This window comes from Halomonas koreensis, from assembly GCF_031451675.1.
Classification (GTDB): domain Bacteria; phylum Pseudomonadota; class Gammaproteobacteria; order Pseudomonadales; family Halomonadaceae; genus Halomonas; species Halomonas koreensis.
The window spans coordinates 67,519-84,339 of record NZ_JARWAK010000011.1; the positions used below are offsets into that span (position 1 = coordinate 67,519).

The 16,821-nt window shown below is 71.7% G+C and carries 17 protein-coding genes and 1 riboswitch; of the genes, 4 read left to right on the plus strand and 13 right to left on the minus strand.

All coding sequences use genetic code 11. The annotated features are described in order from the left end of the window. Nucleotides 1-30: 30 nt before the first annotated feature. The gene (locus tag QC818_RS12915) at nucleotides 31-840 is read right to left on the minus strand and encodes an enoyl-CoA hydratase/isomerase family protein (RefSeq protein ID WP_309653277.1); all 810 of its coding nucleotides are present in this window, start codon (nucleotides 838-840) and stop codon (nucleotides 31-33) included. A gap of 223 nt (nucleotides 841-1,063) precedes the next feature. Here QC818_RS12915 and QC818_RS12920 point away from each other — a divergent pair, with 223 nt between their 5' ends. Beyond that, entirely contained in the window at nucleotides 1,064-1,981 is a 918-nt protein-coding gene (locus tag QC818_RS12920; protein WP_309653278.1) for a MurR/RpiR family transcriptional regulator, read from the plus strand. A 135-nt stretch (nucleotides 1,982-2,116) separates the two neighbouring features. Here QC818_RS12920 and QC818_RS12925 read toward each other — a convergent pair whose 3' ends face one another. After that, nucleotides 2,117-3,094 (minus strand): NADPH:quinone reductase, encoded by a 978-nt coding sequence (locus QC818_RS12925; protein WP_309653279.1) that lies wholly within the window; start codon nucleotides 3,092-3,094, stop codon nucleotides 2,117-2,119. 168 nt (nucleotides 3,095-3,262) lie between these two features. On the opposite strand from QC818_RS12925, the gene azu reads away from it, so the two are divergent. After that, the gene (gene azu, locus QC818_RS12930) at nucleotides 3,263-3,733 is read left to right on the plus strand and encodes an azurin (RefSeq protein WP_309653280.1); all 471 of its coding nucleotides are present in this window, start codon (nucleotides 3,263-3,265) and stop codon (nucleotides 3,731-3,733) included. A gap of 13 nt (nucleotides 3,734-3,746) precedes the next feature. Here azu and QC818_RS12935 read toward each other — a convergent pair whose 3' ends face one another. Continuing rightward, the gene (locus QC818_RS12935; RefSeq protein WP_309653281.1) at nucleotides 3,747-4,319 is read right to left on the minus strand and encodes a hypothetical protein; all 573 of its coding nucleotides are present in this window, start codon (nucleotides 4,317-4,319) and stop codon (nucleotides 3,747-3,749) included. A gap of 150 nt (nucleotides 4,320-4,469) precedes the next feature. On the opposite strand from QC818_RS12935, the gene QC818_RS12940 reads away from it, so the two are divergent. Together QC818_RS12940 and QC818_RS12945 are read left to right on the plus strand one after the other, a co-directional pair. Next, nucleotides 4,470-5,204, plus strand: coding sequence for a glycerophosphodiester phosphodiesterase family protein (locus QC818_RS12940; protein ID WP_309653282.1), 735 nt, complete (start codon nucleotides 4,470-4,472; stop codon nucleotides 5,202-5,204). A 137-nt stretch (nucleotides 5,205-5,341) separates the two neighbouring features. Next, a complete protein-coding gene (locus QC818_RS12945; protein WP_309653283.1) occupies nucleotides 5,342-6,049 on the plus strand; it encodes an inorganic diphosphatase in 708 nt (235 codons plus the stop codon). A gap of 318 nt (nucleotides 6,050-6,367) precedes the next feature. Here QC818_RS12945 and QC818_RS12950 read toward each other — a convergent pair whose 3' ends face one another. The 10 genes from QC818_RS12950 to QC818_RS12995 all read right to left on the minus strand — a co-directional run bounded on the left by QC818_RS12950 (nucleotide 6,368) and on the right by QC818_RS12995 (nucleotide 16,696). Beyond that, nucleotides 6,368-7,834 carry a cobyric acid synthase gene (locus QC818_RS12950; RefSeq protein WP_309653284.1) on the minus strand — a complete coding sequence of 489 codons (1,467 nt, stop codon included), beginning with the start codon at nucleotides 7,832-7,834 and terminating at the stop codon, nucleotides 6,368-6,370. After that, nucleotides 7,831-8,556 carry a 5,6-dimethylbenzimidazole synthase gene (gene bluB / locus QC818_RS12955; RefSeq protein WP_309653285.1) on the minus strand — a complete coding sequence of 242 codons (726 nt, stop codon included), beginning with the start codon at nucleotides 8,554-8,556 and terminating at the stop codon, nucleotides 7,831-7,833. The genes QC818_RS12950 and bluB overlap by 4 nt, the downstream gene beginning before the upstream one ends. A 286-nt stretch (nucleotides 8,557-8,842) precedes the next feature. After that, nucleotides 8,843-9,448: a cob(I)yrinic acid a,c-diamide adenosyltransferase gene (gene cobO / locus QC818_RS12960; protein WP_309653286.1), complete on the minus strand. Its 606-nt coding sequence runs from the start codon at nucleotides 9,446-9,448 to the stop codon at nucleotides 8,843-8,845. After that, nucleotides 9,435-10,787 (minus strand): cobyrinate a,c-diamide synthase, encoded by a 1,353-nt coding sequence (locus QC818_RS12965; protein WP_309653287.1) that lies wholly within the window; start codon nucleotides 10,785-10,787, stop codon nucleotides 9,435-9,437. Before QC818_RS12965 ends, cobO begins: the two co-directional genes overlap by 14 nt. A 1-nt stretch (nucleotide 10,788) precedes the next feature. After that, entirely contained in the window at nucleotides 10,789-11,574 is a 786-nt protein-coding gene (locus QC818_RS12970) for an ABC transporter ATP-binding protein (RefSeq protein ID WP_309653288.1), read from the minus strand. Continuing rightward, entirely contained in the window at nucleotides 11,571-12,545 is a 975-nt protein-coding gene (locus QC818_RS12975) for a FecCD family ABC transporter permease (RefSeq protein ID WP_309653289.1), read from the minus strand. The genes QC818_RS12970 and QC818_RS12975 overlap by 4 nt, the downstream gene beginning before the upstream one ends. A 3-nt stretch (nucleotides 12,546-12,548) precedes the next feature. Then, nucleotides 12,549-13,445 (minus strand): cobalamin-binding protein, encoded by an 897-nt coding sequence (locus QC818_RS12980; protein WP_309653376.1) that lies wholly within the window; start codon nucleotides 13,443-13,445, stop codon nucleotides 12,549-12,551. Further along, complete coding sequence (locus QC818_RS12985; protein WP_309653290.1) at nucleotides 13,445-15,271, minus strand: TonB-dependent receptor domain-containing protein; 1,827 nt, start codon at nucleotides 15,269-15,271, stop codon at nucleotides 13,445-13,447. The genes QC818_RS12980 and QC818_RS12985 overlap by 1 nt, the downstream gene beginning before the upstream one ends. 113 nt (nucleotides 15,272-15,384) lie before the next feature. After that, a riboswitch (cobalamin riboswitch) is annotated at nucleotides 15,385-15,618 on the minus strand. Between the two features lie 20 nt (nucleotides 15,619-15,638). Then, nucleotides 15,639-16,091 (minus strand): bifunctional adenosylcobinamide kinase/adenosylcobinamide-phosphate guanylyltransferase, encoded by a 453-nt coding sequence (locus QC818_RS12990; RefSeq protein WP_309653291.1) that lies wholly within the window; start codon nucleotides 16,089-16,091, stop codon nucleotides 15,639-15,641. Further along, on the minus strand, nucleotides 16,043-16,696 hold the full coding sequence (locus QC818_RS12995) for a histidine phosphatase family protein (RefSeq protein ID WP_309653292.1): 654 nt from the start codon (nucleotides 16,694-16,696) through the stop codon (nucleotides 16,043-16,045). Before QC818_RS12995 ends, QC818_RS12990 begins: the two co-directional genes overlap by 49 nt. Nucleotides 16,697-16,821 lie beyond the last annotated feature (125 nt).

Genomic DNA, 16,821 nt, shown 5'->3' on the forward strand with positions numbered 1-16,821 from the left:
GCGATGGCGAAGGGGAAGCGGGTCGCGGGCTCACTGCCCGCGAAACACCGGGGCACGCTTCTCGGCGAAGGCATCGACGCCTTCCTGCCAGTCGGCGGTGGTGGAACAGGTGAAGACGGCGTCCAGCTCCTGTTGCAGCTGGCTCTCCAGGTCGGTGTGCACGCCCTGGTTGACCAGCCGCTTGAGCATGGCCAGCGACACCGGCGCCTGGCCGGCCAGCTCGCCGGCCAGGGCCAGGGCCTCGTCGCGCAGGCGCTCCACGGGCAGGCAGTCGCCGGCCAGGCCGATCCGCGCCGCCTCGGCGCCGTCGATGCGCCTGCCGGTATAGAGCAGACGACGGGCCCGGGCCAGGCCCACGAGCTGCGGCAGCAGCTTGGAGACGCCGCCCCCCACGCTGGTGCCGATGCTGGTCTCGGGGAAGCCGATCCGGGCCTCCTCGGCCATCAGCAGGAAATCACAGGCCACCGCCATCTCGGCGCCGGCCCCCAGGGCATAGCCATTGACCGCGGCGATCACCGGCAGCGGCGAGCGCTGGATCGCCTCGCAGACATCGTTGCCCAGCCGCAGGTACTGGCGACGCTGGAAGAGGGTGCGCTGGGCCGCGCCGTGCTCCTTCATGTCGGCGCCCACGCAGAAGGCTCGCCCCTCGCCGGTCAGGACCACCGCCCGGATCTCGGGATCGGCCTCGGCGGCGGCCAGGGCCTGGAGAAGTTCGGTGTACAGGGCCTCCACGACGGCGTTGAGGCGGTGGGGACGATTGAAGCGGATCTCCAGGATCGGGCCGTGACGCTCGACGATCAGGGTCGCATGGCTCGTGGAGGGGCTGACGGAATGGTGCATGGGGCGCTCGCTGGACAGGGATCGAATCGCAACATCCGTGTCGCCTTGATCCGGCGGCGACACGTTCGTGTTGGATCGCATCCTACGGGGGCTCGACGGCGCCCGTCAACACGATCGTTTCCCCTTGACTCTCAATGAGACACGATCGTGTCATACGCCTGCCGCCCCATCGGGTACAATGCTCCGGCATTCGCCCGACAACGACGACCGTGGAGGAAACCGCGTGCAGGATCAGGAGTCCCGACGCCGTCTGGCGTCCCCGGCGCCCCCCGCGGGGCTGGATGCGGTGAATCAGCAGCTGGCCGAGATCTACCCGGAGCTGAGCCCCCAGCTCAAGGTGGCCGCCGGCTACGTGCTGGAGCACTCCGTGGAGATCGCCCTGCAGTCGATCCGCAAGACCGCCGCCGCGGCCGAGGTCACGCCCTCGACGCTGATGCGCCTGGCCAAGCGGCTGGGCTTCGAGAGCTACGAGCAGTTCCGGGAGATCTTCCAGGCCGCCGTCCAGGCCGGCCCCGTGGAGCTCTCCGGTCGCGCCAGCCAGCTGCGCAGCCTGGCCAGCCAGACCGACGACCAGGTGTTTCTGGACGTCGGCGATGCCGCCTTCGACAACATCGGCCGGCTGTTCACCGCCGACAACCAGGCCCGGGTGCGCGAGGCCGCCCGGCGCATCCTGGCGGCCGATAAGGTGGCGGTGGTCGGCTTCCGGGACACCTTCGCCTGCGCCTACCACTTCGCCTACGTGGGGCGCATCGCCATGCCCAACATCCAGCTGGTGCGTGGCCTGGAGGGCGGGCTGCTCACCGAGCTGGCGCCCTTCGGCGAGCGGGACCTGGTGGTGCTGTTCGGCTTCGAGCCCTACTGCGCCGAGACCATGCGCGCCCTGGAGATCGCCCGGGCCGCCGGGGTCTCGCCCATCGTCATCACCGATACCATGCGCTCGCCGCTGGTGCCCGGCGCCGACATCACCTTCACCGTGGCCAACGCCACGCCCCACTTCTTCCCGTCGATCCTCTCGGCGATCACCCTGATCGAGGCGATCCTCGCCGAATGCGTGGCCTTCGGCCCGGACGACCTGGTCGACAACGTGGCCCGCTTCGAGTCGCTGATGCGCAACATGGGCGCCTACGTCGATCAGGAGTGAGGGGCGAGGGGCGAGGGGCGAGGGGCGAGGGGCGAGGGGCGAGGGGCGAGGGGCGAGGGGCGAGGGGCGACCAGAATATAAGGCGTGAGCCCGCCTCCCCTCACGCCTTACTCCTTTCTCCTCACCTCTGTCTTGCTAGGGAATCAGGATGGTCGAGCCGGTGGTGCGGCGCCCGGCCAGGGCCTCCTGGGCCTCGTCCGCCTCGGCGAGCGGGTAGCGCTGGGCGATGTCGACGCTCACGTCGCCGCGCTCCAGCACGGCGAAGAGGTCGGCGGCCATGGCCTCCAGCCGCTCCCGGGTGTCGGCGTAGCCGTTGAGGCTCGGCCGGGTCACGAACAGCGACCCCTTCTGGTTGAGGATGCCCAGGTTCACGCCCTCCACGGGGCCCGAGGCATTGCCGAAGCTGACCATCAGGCCGCGCTTCTTCAGGCAGTCCAGCGAGGTCTCCCAGGTATCCTTGCCCACCGAGTCGTAGACCACGTCGCACATGGCGCCGCCGGTCAGCTCGCGCACCCGCTCGACCACGTCCTCCCGGGTGTAGTCGATGGTCGCCCAGGCGCCGTTGCGCTCGGCGCGGGCCGCCTTCTCAGGGGAGCTCACGGTACCGATCACCCGCACGCCCAGCGCCCGAGCCCACTGGCAGGCGATGGACCCGACCCCGCCGGCGGCGGCGTGCCAGAGGATGATCTCGCCGCCCTGCAGCGGATAGGTCTGGCGCAGCAGGTACTGGACCGTCAGGCCCTTGAGCATCGCCGCCGCCGCGGTCTCGGTGTCGATGGCCTCGGGCAGGCGGACCACCTTGTCCGCCGGCAGGACATGGCACTCGGCGTAGGCGCCCAGCGGGCCCTGGGCGTAGGCGACGCGATCGCCCACCGCCAGGTGGGAGACGCCCTCGCCCAGGGCCTCCACGACCCCCGCACCCTCGGTGCCCAGGCCGGACGGCAGGCCCGGCGCCGGGTAGAGGCCGGTGCGGAAGTAGATATCGATGAAGTTCAGGCCCACCGCCCGGTTGCGGACCCGTACCTCGCCGGGGGCGGGGTCGGTGGTGGCGACATCGACGAGCTCCAGGACCTCGGGCCCGCCGGTACGGGCGAACTGGATGCGCTTGACCATCGGAAATTCCTTGTGCCGCGGAAGAAGGAGGCACCAGTCAAGCGCCCTCGCCTCGCCGGGTCAAGGCACGCGTCGGCGCGGCCGGACGGCTTGACAGCCCGGCCGGGGCGACCAAGAATGACAAATGTATACAATAAAGCCACTAAAATGACGACATAGGATGCCGCCATGAGATCCCTCTGGATGCTGATTCCCGCCGCCCTGGCCGCCGGCCTCGCCGCCTCGCCCGCTATGGCCGAGGACGATGCCTGTCGCCTGACCCTCGAGGGCAACGACCGGATGCAGTTCAGCGCGGAGGCCCTGAGCGTGCCGGCCAGCTGCGAGCGGGTCACCCTGACCCTCGAGCATACCGGCCAGATGCAGGCCAACGTCATGGGCCACAACTGGGTGCTGGCCGCGACCGCGGACTACGAGGCGCTGGCTCAGGCCGGCATGAACGCCGGCCTCGACAACGACTACCTGCCGGCGGACGACGACCGCGTCCTCGCCGCCACCGAGATCGTCGGCGGCGGCGAGCGCACCAGCGTCACCTTCGAGACCCAGGGCCTGGCCGGTCGCGAGCTGACCTTCTTCTGCTCCTTCCCCGGCCACTATGCGGCCATGAACGGTACCTTCCGCGTGGGCGACGCCGACAGCTGACGCGCCCCCCGCCTCACAGGGTGGCCGGGAAGCGCTCCAGGCCGCGCACGAAGCGCTGCTTGTAGTCCTCGAAGGCCGCCCGATCCCGCTTGAAGGACTGGACGATGCTGCGCTCGTCCAGCGTCAGGGTCCGCGGCAGGTCCTGGACGCCGGTCGCCGGATGCCGCTTCGACAGGCCGATCCGCACGCCGTCCCGGCCGCTGAACCAGCGGTCGATGCCGGCCTCGCGGAAACGGGCTTCCTCGTCGGCGCTCGCGGCATCGACCCGCAGCGGCGCCCGCAGGGCCAGCTCGCCGACCAGGCGCAGCCCCGGCGCGGCGACGGCCTCCCGGGACAGGTCCGCCAGCTGCATCACGGTCATGCCCTGCCCCGCCTCGTCCAGCGCCAGCAAGGCCAGGGCCAGGGGGCGCGACTCGTCGTCGACCAGCGCCAGCAGCCGAGCCGCCTCCTGTTCGAACAGCACGCCCAGCACGCCGGCGAAGGTGGCCAGGGGAGCGAGTCCCGCCTCCTGACCGTAGGCCTCGGCGCACAGCCGGGCCAGGCAGGCTTCGCGCTGCTCCGGGTTCTTGATGTGGACGACTCTCATGGGTGTCAGCTCTCCCTTCACGGCTGATGCCCGCCCGCGGCGGGCCGGGAACGAAATCGCGCAGCCTAGCACACTCGCGCGGGCGCGTCCGGGGCGGACAGCCCACCGCGAGCCCGGTTATGCTGGACGCGCCCCGACCCGGAGTCCGCCATGCCCGTCGTCCCGTCGCTGCCCCGCCTGATCGCCCACCGCGGCCTGTCCGCCCGGGCCCCGGAAAACACCCTGGCCGCGGTCAGGGCGGCCCACGAGGCCGGGCTCGGCTGGGTGGAGCTCGACGTCCAGCTGCTGGGCGACGGCACCCCGGTGATCTGGCACGACCGGGACCTGAAGCGCTGCTCCGACGGCCGCGGCCGGCTGGCCGCGCTCGACCTCGCCGCGGCCCGGCAACTGGATGCGGGCCGCTGGTTCGCTCCGGCCTTCGCCGGCGCACCGATGGCGACCCTCGAGGAGATGCTCGCGCTGCTCGCCGAGCGAGGCATGGGGGTGAACCTCGAGCTCAAGGTCAATCGCGGCCACGATCCCGAGGCCCTGGCCGAGGCGGTGGTGCCGGCGCTGCTGGCCGCCCTGCCCGCCGACCGCTGCCTGCTGTCGTCCTTCGATGTCCGGGCACTGACCCGAAGCCGGGCGCTGGCCGGCCCCGACCGCCTGGCCCTCGGCATCCTGCACAAGCGCCTGCCCGACGATTGGGAGGCCCGCTGCCGCGAGCTCGCGGCCTTCAGCGTGCATACCGACTGGCGGCGCCTGAGTGCGCCGCGAGCCCGAGCCGTCAAGGCCGCCGGCTACGCCCTGGTGTGCTACACGGTCAACGACCCGGACGCCTTCGCGCCTCGCTGGGCCTGGGGGGTGGATGCGGTGATCAGCGACGATCCCACGCGCTTTCGCTGAGTCTCGCTCGGCGGCCAAACCGCGCGTCGAGGGCCTGAAAACGGGCGAGAACGCTTACCGGCGTCATCACCCTCTTGTCATGTCTCCCTGATAAAACGGCAACTCCACGACAAGCACCGTTACGCGGGAGATACGTGATGCGACACTCTTTCATGCTGGCTGGCATTACCTGCCTATCCCTCTTCTCGGCCAATGCGCAGGCCGATTCGCAGGGCAACCTCGCCTTTGCGGAGACGACGCCCTTCACCGCCGACATGACCCAACAGGATGCCTACACCATCGTGGGCGATCGCGATCTGATGGCAATGGATGCGTACGACGCCGACGGACATGCCAATGCCATCATCGAAATTCCGGCTGGAACGTCTGCCAAATGGGAAGTGAGCAAGGACGATCCGAAGGCGGTTTACTGGGAATACGAAGACGGTGAGCCGCGCGTCGTGAACTACCTGGGCTATCCCGGCAATTACGGCGCCATTCCCGGTACCGCGCTGCCGGAAGAGCTGGGCGGTGACGGGGACCCTCTGGATGTCATCGTGCTCGGCCAAGCCGCCCCACGCGGAGAGGTGGTGGATGTACGCGTCATCGGCGTTCTCAAGATGCTGGACGACGGCGAGCAGGACGACAAGCTCATTGCGGTACTGGCACAGGACTCGCCTCTTTCACACCTGGAGACGCTCGAGCAACTGGATCGCGAGTTCCCCGGCGTGAGTCAGATCATCGACCTGTGGTTCGCCAATTACAAAGGCCCGGACGGCGGCATGGAAAGCCTGGGCTACGAGGGCGCCGACGTCGCCCTGGAGGTGCTGGAAACGGCCGCTGAGAACTTCCAGCGGACGCGATGACCCAGCGCAAGGCTCGATCGGTTCCTAGACCGACCGCCGCTGGATTGACGATGCCGGATCGGGCGGCTGGAGACCGCCTATCCGGCATCGGCAACCTGCCCACGGGCATCCCGGCGCCGATGCCCGATAGCCGAGCCGCTTTCGGGGTGATCCTTTGCTTCCTGACGCCCGGGTCGATGCGCGACGCGTCGCGCTGTCGAAAATTGATGATGGCCAGCGCGGACAAGCCCTGGGCCCGTCGTCACAAGCGACTGCCCCATGAACACCGCGGCGAAGCGCTTCCTGGCCCGCTCGTTCGGCCCTCATGAGACAACCGCTTCAGCGGGCGCCCAGCGCCGCCAGGACGGCGGGATCCAGGCAGGCTTCCAGGGCATCGGCCAGTCGATCGAGCTGCCGCTCGCGATGGGCGGCCAGGTTCACGGCGGATTCCTCTTCGCCCTCCAGCCCCAACTTGGCCAGCAACGCGGCCGCCGCCGGCGCCTCGTCGAACAGGCCGTGCAGGTAGGTGCCCATCACCTGGCCGTCCTCGCTCACCGCCCCGTCCGGCCGGCCCTCGAGGTCGAGCAACGGCCGGGCCAGCGCCGGCCCCTCGGAGATCCCGTTGTGGATCTCGTAGCCGCTGACCGCCACGCCTTCGCCGGACGAGGTATCCAGGAGTGTGCCGCGCACGTTGCGCAGCCGCTTGCCGGCCACCATCCGGGTGCGCATGGCCAGCAGCCCCAGGCCCGGCACGCTGCCGGCCTCACCCTCCAGGCCGTCCGGGTCGTCGATGGCCTCGCCGAGCATCTGGAAGCCGCCGCAGATGCCGAGCACCCGACCGCCGTAGCGCAGGTGGCGATAGATCGCCGCCTCCCAGCCCTGGCGGCGCAGCCAGGCCAGATCGCTGGCCGTCGCCTTGCTGCCGGGCAGCAGGATGACGTCGGCGGCCGGCATGGCCTCGCCCGGCCCGACCAGCGTCAGCGCGACCCGCGGATGCAGGCGCAGGGCGTCCAGATCGGTATGGTTGCTGATCCGCGGCAGCGCCGGCACCACCACGCGCAGCCCCGGCGCCTCGGCGGCGCTCTCGGCGAGGCCCAGGCCGTCCTCGGCGTCCAGCAGCAGGCCGCTGAGATGCGGCAATACGCCGTGTACCGGCTTGCCGGTGTGGTCGGCGAGCCAGCCGAGGCCCGGCTCGAGCAGGGCGAGATCGCCGCGGAAGCGATTGATCACAAGCCCCGTGGTGCGTGCGCGCTCGGACTCGCTCAGCAGCGCGAGGGTGCCCACCAGCTGGGCGAAGACGCCGCCGCGGTCGATGTCGGCGACCAGCCACACCGGGCAGTCGACGGCCTCGGCGAAGCCCATGTTGGCGATGTCGTTGGCCCGCAGGTTGATCTCGGCGGGACTCCCCGCCCCCTCGGCGATGATGAGCTCGTGGCGCGACGACAGCCGCGCCCAGGCCGCCAGCACGGTCTCGCGGGCCTGGCGCTTGAAGGCGTGGTAATCCAGCGCGTCCATGTGCCCGTGGACCCGGCCATCGAGGATCACCTGGGCGCCGCGGTCGGTCTCGGGCTTGAGCAGCACCGGGTTCATGTCGGCGTGGGGGGCGAGGCCGCAGGCCGCCGCCTGAAGGGCCGTGGAGCGGCCGATCTCGCCGCCCTGCGGGGTCACGGCGCTGTTCAGCGCCATGTTCTGGGGCTTGAAGGGCGCCACCGACACGCCGCGCCGCGCCAGCAGCCGGCACAGCCCCGCCACCACCGTGCTCTTGCCGGCATCCGAGGTGGTGCCCTGGATCATCAGGGTCCTCATCGGCGCGCCTCCAGGGCCGCGAGCGCCTCGAACAGCGCCGAGGCGTCGGCCGCCTCGCCCCAGCCGTTGCCGTGCACCCGCTCGGCCAGCGGCAGGCGCTGGCGCCAGCCGGCCCGGGCCAGCTCCGGCCGGTCGAGGAAGTCGTCGACGTAGCCCAGGCACAGGTAGGCGAGCGGGTAGACGTGCGCCGGCAGGCCCAACACCTCGGCCAGGTCCCCCTGATCGAGGATGCTGACCCAGCCCACACCGATGCCCTCGGCGCGGGCCGCCAGCCACAGGTTCTGCACCGCCAGGCAGGTGCTGAACAGGTCCGTCTCGAGGATGCTTTGGCGGCCCAGGACATGCTCACCGCCTCGGCGGCGATCGCAGGTGATGCACAGGTTGAGCGGACTCTCGAGGATGCCCTCCAGCTTGAGGCGGCGATACAGCGCGCCGCGCTCACCGGTATGGGCCTCGGCCGCCTTCGCGTTCTCGCGCTCGAAGATGGCGTGGACGCGCTCGCGTACCGCGCGGTCGTCGATCAGCAGGAAGTCCCAGGGCTGCATGAAGCCCACCGAGGGCGCGTGGTGGGCGGCCTGGAGCAGGCGCGCCAGCACCTCGGGCGGGATCGGGTCCGGGCGAAACTGGGCGCGCACGTCGCGACGCTCGAAGATGGCCCGGTAGAGGCCCTCGCGCTGCGCCTCGGGGAAGGCGTGGTCGGGTCGCCCGGTCGAGTCTGCCATGCGGCGGTCTCCTGGAAGTCGTGATGGTGGGATGGCGCTAGCCTCACGGGATGATGAGCTTACCCGGCGCCAAGCCGCTGGTGGACCAGCCCCGCACGAGGGCGCTGTGCCCCCCTCTCTGGGCGCTACCGACGCCCTGCGGCGCTCTCGCATCCTGCTTCGCTTGCAGGGCCGGTGCTGGCCATCCATGGCCAGCCCGTTCGAAGCAATGCTCCTCACCCCTGGCGTAGGCCCCTCGCGCCGTCTTGCCCCCGGCGCTCATCCGGTAACTTCAGAGCCGAGGCTGCTACAGTTCTATTCCCTTCTGCGCCTTTACCCCTTGGTCTTTAAAGGCATGCTTGACCACCTTCATCTCGGTCACGGTGTCGGCCAGCTCGATCAGCGCCTCCGGGGCATGGCGGCCGGTGACCACCACGTGCTGCATGGCCGGGCGCGCCTGGAGGTCGTCGAGCACCCGATCCAGGTCCAGGTAGCCGTGGCGCAGGGCGATATTGAGCTCGTCGAGCAGCACCAGGGCATAGTCGGGATCGCCGAGCATGCGCCGGGCCTCGGCCCAGGCGGCCTCGGCGGCGCGGATGTCGCGCTCCCGGTCCTGGGTGTCCCAGGTGTAGCCCTCACCCATCACGCGGTAGTCCACGCCGGGCAGCCGGCGGAAGAAGGCGTCCTCGCCGGTGCTGAAGGCGCCCTTGATGAACTGCACCACGCCGACCTTCATGCCGTGGCCCAGCGCCCGGGCGGCCATGCCGAAGCCGGAACTGCTCTTGCCCTTGCCGGGGCCGGTGAGCACCAGCAGCAGGCCCTGCTCCTTGTCGGCGGCTTCGATCCGCTCGTTCATGATCTTCTGCTTGGCCGCCATGCGTGCGGCATGGCGCTCGGGATCAACGTGTCTCATCCGGGTCTCCTGCGGAAGGGGTGGGCGTCAGGGGCTCGCCGCGGAACAGCGCGGCGACCAGCTCGGGGGCGGAGGGGAAGTAGCCGTGGAAGTAACTGGCCACCAGGCTCCCCTGCCGGAAGATGGCCTCGGCCTCGCTGCCCGACTGGCGACGGGCATGGGCCCAGGGCGCGGCAGGCGTGTCGAGCCGTGAATGATGGAAGGTATGGCCACGCAGCTCGCCCCGATCGGTCGCCAGGACCTGCAGGCCGATGCCCTGGAGCCGTCCGGCCATGCGGGCCTCGCCGGGCAGCAGACCGAGCATGGCGTGGCGGTCGCCCTCGCCGTCCGCCAGGCACTCCATGCAGGCCATCAGTCCGCCACACTCGGCCAGGATCGGCTTGCCGGCGGCGTGATGGGCGCGGATCGCCTCGCGCATGGCGACGTTGTCGGCGAGGCGGGCGGCATGCAGCTCCGGATAGCCGCCGGGCAGCCAGAGGGCGTCGCACTCGGGCAGGGCGGCATCGGCGAGGGGCGAGAAGAACGCCAGTTCGGCCCCCATGGCCTCGAGCAGCGCCAGGTTGCCGCGATAGAGGAAGGCGAAGGCGGCGTCACGGGCCACGGCGATGCGCCGGCCGGCCAGCCGCCGGAGCGGCGGCGCGGGACGCGCGGCCTCGAGGCTGACCCGGGCGGGCAGGCGGTCGAGGCCGGCCTCCGCCAGCACCGCGGCGGCGGCATCCAGCTGGGCGTCCAGGCCCTCGAGCTCGGTGGCCTGCACCAGCCCCAGGTGACGATCGGGGATGGCCATCGCCGCATGGCGCGGAATGGCACCCAGCAGCGACAGGCCGTCCGGCATGCTGTCGTCGAGCAGGCGGCCATGGCCGGGACTGCCCACCCGGTTGGCGATCACCTCGTGGATGGCCAGGTCGGGGTGGAAGTCGGCCAGCCCCCGGGCCACGGCGCCGAAGGTCTGGGCCATGCCGGCGGCATCGATCACCGGCAGCGCCGGCAGGCCGGCCAGGATCGCCAGGTCGGCGCTGGAGGGGCTGCCGTCGAACAGCCCCATGGAGCCCTCCACCAGTACCAGGTCGGCCTCGCCGGCGGCCTCGGCCAGCCGCCAGCGGCATTCGGCCTCGCCGGTCATCCAGGGATGCAGCTGGTAGACCGGCGCCCCGGAGGCCACCTCCTGGAGCATCGGGTCCAGGTAGTCGGGGCCATGCTTGAAGACCCGCACCCGGCGCCCGGCATTGCGGTGCAGCCGCGCCAGGGCGGCGGTGACCATGGACTTGCCCTGGCCGGAGCCGGGGGCGGTGATCAGGGCGGCGTGGGCGGTGCCGCGAACCGTGGAAGAATCGCTCATGTCACCTCGCGGGTACGAAGACGGGGGCGCCGTCGATCCGGGCGGTGGCGAGTCGCTGGCCGTAGAGGCGTTCCAGCGCCTCGGGCACCAGCATGACCTCCGCCGGGCCCCAGCAGGCCTCGCCGTCCGGATACAGCAGCAGCAGGTGGTCGCACCAGCGGGCGGCCAGGTTGAGGTCGTGCAGGCACATCAGCACGGCATGGCCGGCGCCGGCCTGCTCGGCCAGCAGCTCCATGACCGCCGCCTGGTGGTGCAGGTCGAGATGGTTGGTGGGCTCGTCGGCGAGCCAGATCGCCGGCGCCTGGGTCAGCACCGTGGCGATGGCCAGGCGCTGGCGCTCGCCGCCGGACAGGGTGTCGACCCGCCGCTCGGCCAGGTGGGCGATGTCGAGCCGGGCCAGGGCGGCCTCGGCCAGGCGCAGGTCCTCCACGCCCTCGAGCCGCCAGGGCGAGAGGTAGGGGTGGCGGCCGATCAGCGCGGTCTCGCGCACCGTGGCCGGAAAGTCGTCGTGACGCTCCTGGAACACCAGCCCGAGGCGTCGCGCCGCCTCGCGCCGGCGCAGGCTCGCCAGCGGCCGGCCGTCGAGGCGCACCTCGCCGCGGCGCGGCGCGCGCAGTCCCGCCAGGGTGTGCAGCAGGGTGGTCTTGCCGACGCCGTTGGGACCCAGCACCCCCCAGCGCTGGCCCGCCGCCAGGCGCAGGTCGAGGGCTCGGCCGTCGGGGCGCCCGGGGACCTCGATCACCAGGTCCCGGGCCTCCAGGCAGGCGGACGCCGGCCCGGGCCTCATCCCTGCCCCCGATACAGCAGGTAGAGGAAGGTGGGCACCCCGAGCAGCGCGGTGATCACGCCCACCGGCAACTGTTCCGGGGCGATCACCGTGCGCGCCAGGGTGTCCGCCAGCAGCAGCAGGGTGCCCCCCGCCAGGGCGCAGGCGGGCAGCAGCAGGCGCTGATCGTTGCCCAGGGTCAGGCGCAGCATGTGCGGGACCACCAGGCCGACGAAGCCGATGCTGCCGGCGGCGGTCACCGCCACCGCGGTCATCAGGCTGGCGACCAGGTAGAGGGCCCACTCCAGGCGACGCACCGCCACGCCCAGCGCCGCGGCCTGCAGCGGCCCCCGCGCCAGGACGTTGAGGCTGCGCCCCAGGGGCAGCGCCAGCAGGCAGGCCGCCAGCAGCAGCGCCAGCGGCGGCCAGGGCGAGCCCGCATAGGCGAGGTCGCCCATCAGCCAGTAGAGCATGCCGGGCAGCCGCTCGGCGGGGCTCACCACCAGCATCAGGGTCACCACCGCCCCCCAGCCGGCGGCCACGACCACGCCGGTGAGCAGCAGCCGAGCCGGCGTCCAGCCGCCGCGGCCATGGGCCAGGCCGAACACCAGCAGCGTGGACACCAGGGCCCCGGCGAAGGCGCTGCCGGAGACCAGCATCCCCCCGAGGCCGGCCAGCATGGCCCCCAAGGCCCCCACCGAGGCGCCGCCGGACAGCCCCAGCACGTAGGGGTCGGCGAGGGGGTTGCGCAGCAGTACCTGCATCAGCGCCCCGGCCAGCGCCAGCAGCCCGCCCACCGCGAAGGCGGCCAGCGCCCGGGGCAGGCGCAGCTCCATCACCAGGGTGCGCGACAGCGCCTCCCCCTGGCCGCCCAGGACGGCCAGGATCTGCTCCGGGGCGAGGGCCACGCTGCCCAGCGCCAGGGACAGCCCCAGGGCCGCCAGGGCTGCCAGGGCCAGCCCGCCGAGGGAACGAAGCCAGGCGTCCGTCATGCCCTAGCCTCCCCGCCGCTCGCGTGCCTGCTCGAGCTTCTCGCAGAACAGCCGGCTGCCTTCCAGCATCCGCGGCGTGGGCCGCTGGATCAGCGAAGGCGGCACGAAGAAGAGGTTGTCCCGGGCCACCGCGGTGAGCTCGGGATAGCGCTCCCAATGGGTCAGCCAGTCGCGGTTCTCCTCGCCCATGCCGCCGGCGAGGATCGCCTCGGGGTCGGCGGCGAGCACCGCCTCCTCGTCGAGGCGCGGCACCAGCCGGTCCAGCTCGCCGAAGACGTTGGTGCCGCCGCACAGGGTCAGCACCTTGCCGATCAGGTGCTCGTCGTTGACGGTCATCAGCGGCTCGTCCCACACCTGATAGAAGACCGGCACCGGCTCGACCCCGGCGTAGCGCTCGGCCAGCGCCGCCATGCCCTCGCGGAAGCGCGCCGCCTCGCGGTCGCCGGCCGCCTCGGTCCCGGCCAGCCGCGCCAGCCGCTCGATGGCGCTGGCCACGCCCTCGAAACTGCGCGGCTCGATGTAGAACACCGGCAGCCCCATGTCCTCCAGGGTGGCCAGCTGCTCCGGCGGGTTGCCGGTGATCCAGCCCACCACCAGCTCGGGCCGCAACGCCAGCAGGCGTTCCAGGTCGAGCCGGGTGTGGCTGCCCACCGAGGGCACCTGCCGGGCCTCGGGGGGATAGTCGCTGTAGTCGACCACCGCCACGACCCGCTCGCCGGCGCCCGCCGCATAGGTGAGCTCGGTGGCCCCCGGCGAGAGCGCGGCGATGCGCGCGGCCGGCGCCGGGAGGCAGAGCTCGCGGCCGGCGTCGTCCCGGGCGCAGACCTCGCCGAGAGCCGCCCCCGGGCCGAGACCCGCGAGGGCCAGGACCACCGCCAGGGAGAGACGCCGCAGGCGCATCATCCGCCGAACTGGACGCTGAGGAAGGCCGCGCGACCGGCGTTGACGTAATCCCTGGCGGTCTCGTAGTCCTTGTCCAGGGCATTTTCCAGGGTCAGGCGGGTCGACCAGCCGGGGGCGAAGGCCCAGCCGGCGCGCAGGTTGAGCAGGCCGAAGCCACCGAGGCGATCCTGGTTGTCCGCATCGTCGTAGCGATGGTTCTGGACGATCCAGGAACCGCCCAGGGACCAGTCGCCCAGTTCGCGATCGATATCCAGGCGCAGGCTTTGGGTCGCCCGGCGCCGCAGGTCCTTGCCGGACTCGCGATTCTCCGGGTCGAGATAGGTCAACGCTCCTGCCAGGGTCCAGTCGTCGAGCTCGACGCCGGTGGCCAGCTCGACGCCACGGATGCGAGCCTCGTCGACGTTCTGGGGCGTCCAGAGGCCGCTGCCTGTCGGCGCCCAGGCGATCATGTCCTCCAGTTCCGTCTGGTAGGCGGCCAGGTCCCAGTACCAGGTACGATACTGGCCGCGCACGCCGAGCTCGAGGGTCTGGGAGGATTCGGGATCGAGATCGGGGTTGCCGCTGCCGGGCCAGTAGAGGTCGTTGAAGCTGGGCGCCTTGAAGGCGGTACCGTAGCTGGCCCGCAGGGTATGGCGGGCGTCCAGGTCATAGCCCAGCGCGACGCTGCCGGTGGTTTCCTCGCCGTAGGCCTCGTTGTCGTCATGGCGCAGGCTGGCCTGGAGGGTGACGGGAGCGAAGTCGAGCAGCCCCTGGGCGAAGGCGGCGCTGTTGTGGCGGCTGTCCACCGCATGGCCGCTGGTGCCCGAGACCCGGTCCTCGACATGCTCGGCACCGACCACCAGCTCGTGGGCCCCGAAGGCCAGGGTGTTGTCCCAGCGCGCCGTGCGCGTCCGCGTCTCGATGACCGAGGTGCTCGCCGCACTCCAGGACGAGGCATCCTGGTGATCGTCCACCTCGTCGCGCGCCTCGCTCAGCGTCAGTCGGCTGGACCAGGCCTCGGTCAGCGGCACTACGCCATAAATCCCGGCGACCTGCTGCACGAAGTCCATGTCGCCACCATCGTATTCGGTGTTGCCCCGCGCCCGCAGGCCCAGCAGACCGAGTTCGGCGCCGCCGGCGAAGGTGTGCGAGAGGCGCACCAGGCCGGTGGTGTTGTCGAAGCCCTTGTCCTCGCCGTCCTCGCGCACCGGCGTGCCGTCGGTGTCGAGGTGGCTGGCGGCGAGGTGGTAGCGGGTGCCGCCCTCGCCGCCGGAGAGCGAGGCGCTGGCGCGCCGGGTATCGAAGCTGCCGCCCCCCAGCGAGATGCGCGGCGTAGGCTCGCCCTCGCCTTCCGGGGTGAACAGCTGCACCACGCCGCCCACGGCCCCGGCGCCGTAGAGGCTGCCCCGGGGGCCGCGCACGATCTCGGCGCGCTGGAACATGCGCGGATCCAGATACTGCCAGGCCGGGCCGCCGGTGGTCGCGGAGCGCAGCCGGATGCCGTCGATCATCAGCAGGCTCTGGTCGTTGCCGGTGCCACGGATATAGACGCTGCTGGTCTTGCCGAAGCTGCCGTTGGTCTGGACATCCACGCCGGGCTGGCCGCGGAGCAGGTCCGGCAGGCTCACCGGATCCTGGCGGCGCAGGTCGGCCTCGTCGATCACGGTGACCGAGGCAAGGCTCTCGTCGGCGGTCCGCGGCGCCAGGGCGGCGGTCACCACCAGGGGGTTGAGGCGTGGCTCGGTGGTGTCGGCGCCGTCCTCGGTATCGTCGGCGATGGCCAGGGGGGCCAGGCCCAGGCAGAGCGAGGCCAGCGCCCAGCGGCGAGAGAAAGGTGTTGTCATGATCGTTATCCCGGGGCCGCACTCACCCGTGCGGCGATGAACCCTCGAAAGGCCGGGACGCGGAACGGACGGGACATCGGCGCGGCGCCCTGCCCTCGGATCGCCCGCCGCGTCCTGGCATGCGCTCACAGGCCGGTCTCCGGGCTGACGAGCGAGGCGCGGGCTGGCGCCTCGGGACCACCGCCTTCCCGTGCCGTGTCGGCACAGTGGCATACCGTCGAAGGTAGTGGCGGCCCTTGACTCGATCACCGTTGCGGGGGCAGCGTCGGGCTGGCTGGACAGCGTCACCGACTTCCCGTTTAACCGGCGGCGTGGGCTCCGCCGGCACCTGAGAGTGCGCGTAAGCTAGCAACCGGGATCGGGGGCGTCAACGCGCATCCCCTCTCGGGTTGACCTGACGCAGGCAGCGGGCCAGACCGTGGCGCACGTACCAGACCGCCTCGGCGCGAGCGGCGACGTCCTGGGCCAGCCAGCCGGCCAGGTCGCGCAGGCGCCGGTCCGCCGCCTCCATCGGCACGATGCCGCGGCCGATCTCGGGCAGGATCAGCACCACCTCGCCGTCGCACGCCGCCTCCGCCCCGACCAGCGCCTCGAGGGCCGCGTCCAGCCGCCCGCGCAACCGATCGTCGTCGGGCTCTTCGGCGAGCGCCCTTTCCAGCCAGCCCGTCCAACCGGTCAGCACCAGCGCCGCCCCCGGGCGAAGATCATGCTCGCGGCCCTCGAGCCCGGCCTCGTCGACCCGATACCAGGCGGCACCGGGGAAGCGCGCGGCTACCAGGTCGCGCTTTCCCGCGCAGGCACCGCCGATGAAGAGCTGCATGACCAGCCGTCCTCCTCGAGTGTGAACGTGAAGCGCCGCCCCTGGGCCTGGCCGACCACGCCGTCCCAGAAGTCCGCCGCCTCCAGGCGCCGGCGCAGCTCGCGGATCGCCCCGCCGTGGCTGACCGCCAGCACGCGGCGGTGGCCCGCCTCGCGCGCCTCGGTCATCACCTCCTCGAGCCAGGCCGAGAGCCGTGCCCAGAGGTCGTCGGCGGACTCGCCGCCCGGCGTGGGCAGGCGGCCCTGGCTGTCGACCCAGGCCCGATAGCCGGGATCGTCCTTCAGCGCGGCCCAAGTCTGCCCTTCGTAGTCGCCGAAGGCCAGCTCGCGCAGCCGGGCATCGAAGCGCGGCGCGGCGCGCTCCCTGCCTTCCAGCACATGGGCCAGGGTCTGACGGCAACGCGTCAGGTCGCTGCAGTGGACGGCATCGAAGGCGACGTCGGCCAGCGCCTCGCGCAGCCGGTCCAGGTCCGGCTCGGCGTCCGGCAGCAGCAGCGGAATATCGCGATGGCCCTGGTAGCGGCGTTCCCGGTTCCAGGTCGTCAGGCCATGACGAACGACCACCACGTCGAGGCGGCGGGGTTCGTCCAGGCGAGCATCGTTCATCGGCGTTCCCCTTCTTCACAGGCCCCGCTCGTCAGGCCATGACGCACGACCACCACGTCGAGGCGGCGGGGTTCGTCCAGGCGAGCATCGCTCATCGGCGCTCCCCCTCTTCACAGGCCCCGCTC

Excerpts from the sequence above, each read along its gene's own strand:
- QC818_RS12925 (WP_309653279.1), bottom strand. The coding sequence starts at position 3,094 with ATGGTCAAGCGCATCCAGTTCGCCCGTACCGGCGGGCCCGAGGTCCTG.
- QC818_RS12995 (WP_309653292.1), bottom strand. The coding sequence starts at position 16,696 with ATGAACGATGCTCGCCTGGACGAACCCCGCCGCCTCGACGTGGTGGTC.
- QC818_RS12935 (WP_309653281.1), bottom strand. The coding sequence starts at position 4,319 with ATGAGAGTCGTCCACATCAAGAACCCGGAGCAGCGCGAAGCCTGCCTG.
- bluB (WP_309653285.1), bottom strand. The coding sequence starts at position 8,556 with ATGGCAGACTCGACCGGGCGACCCGACCACGCCTTCCCCGAGGCGCAG.
- azu (WP_309653280.1), top strand. The coding sequence starts at position 3,263 with ATGAGATCCCTCTGGATGCTGATTCCCGCCGCCCTGGCCGCCGGCCTC.
- QC818_RS12915 (WP_309653277.1), bottom strand. The coding sequence starts at position 840 with ATGCACCATTCCGTCAGCCCCTCCACGAGCCATGCGACCCTGATCGTC.
- cobO (WP_309653286.1), bottom strand. The coding sequence starts at position 9,448 with ATGAGACACGTTGATCCCGAGCGCCATGCCGCACGCATGGCGGCCAAG.
- QC818_RS12980 (WP_309653376.1), bottom strand. The coding sequence starts at position 13,445 with ATGCGCCTGCGGCGTCTCTCCCTGGCGGTGGTCCTGGCCCTCGCGGGT.
- QC818_RS12950 (WP_309653284.1), bottom strand. The coding sequence starts at position 7,834 with ATGAGGACCCTGATGATCCAGGGCACCACCTCGGATGCCGGCAAGAGC.
- QC818_RS12940 (WP_309653282.1), top strand. The coding sequence starts at position 4,470 with ATGCCCGTCGTCCCGTCGCTGCCCCGCCTGATCGCCCACCGCGGCCTG.
- QC818_RS12985 (WP_309653290.1), bottom strand. The coding sequence starts at position 15,271 with ATGACAACACCTTTCTCTCGCCGCTGGGCGCTGGCCTCGCTCTGCCTG.
- QC818_RS12945 (WP_309653283.1), top strand. The coding sequence starts at position 5,342 with ATGCGACACTCTTTCATGCTGGCTGGCATTACCTGCCTATCCCTCTTC.
- QC818_RS12965 (WP_309653287.1), bottom strand. The coding sequence starts at position 10,787 with ATGAGCGATTCTTCCACGGTTCGCGGCACCGCCCACGCCGCCCTGATC.
- QC818_RS12990 (WP_309653291.1), bottom strand. The coding sequence starts at position 16,091 with ATGCAGCTCTTCATCGGCGGTGCCTGCGCGGGAAAGCGCGACCTGGTA.
- QC818_RS12975 (WP_309653289.1), bottom strand. The coding sequence starts at position 12,545 with ATGACGGACGCCTGGCTTCGTTCCCTCGGCGGGCTGGCCCTGGCAGCC.
- QC818_RS12970 (WP_309653288.1), bottom strand. The coding sequence starts at position 11,574 with ATGAGGCCCGGGCCGGCGTCCGCCTGCCTGGAGGCCCGGGACCTGGTG.